The organism is Donghicola sp. XS_ASV15 (assembly GCF_041224595.1).
Lineage (GTDB): Bacteria > Pseudomonadota > Alphaproteobacteria > Rhodobacterales > Rhodobacteraceae > Donghicola.
Genome location: NZ_JBGFGN010000163.1, coordinates 1 through 333, shown reverse-complemented (window position 1 = coordinate 333; position 333 = coordinate 1). Strand labels below are relative to the sequence as shown.

Annotated in this window: 1 protein-coding gene; it reads left to right on the top strand. The window is 37.5% G+C overall.

Annotated features, from left to right (window positions below; all coding sequences use genetic code 11):
* Positions 1-333 (top strand): hypothetical protein (locus tag AB9K37_RS18235; RefSeq protein ID WP_369841498.1); only part of this gene is annotated, 333 nt, incomplete at both ends.

Here is a 333-nt window from a genome sequence, read left to right as displayed (position 1 = left end):
GCAAATTAGCTCTTTAATATCGCTCTTTGTTCTTGCACTTTACATTACAAATAAATCGCAAGAAAAGAACCGCAAGCAAGCCTTGCAAGACCAAGACACAATAAAAACCCGCCAATTATTTATGAGCGCATCAGAGAAACTCGCGGAAATAGGCAGCTTTGAGCTCAACATAAAAACCAAAGTTATGCATACCTCAGAGGGGTTTCGTAACCTGTTTGGCCTGCCCTCAACGAGTGAACTAATTAGCATTAGGACGATATTAAAGCGCTTTGATAAAACTGAACGACGCAAAATTATTAGTAATTTAAAACAATTAAACTTAAATAATACGGC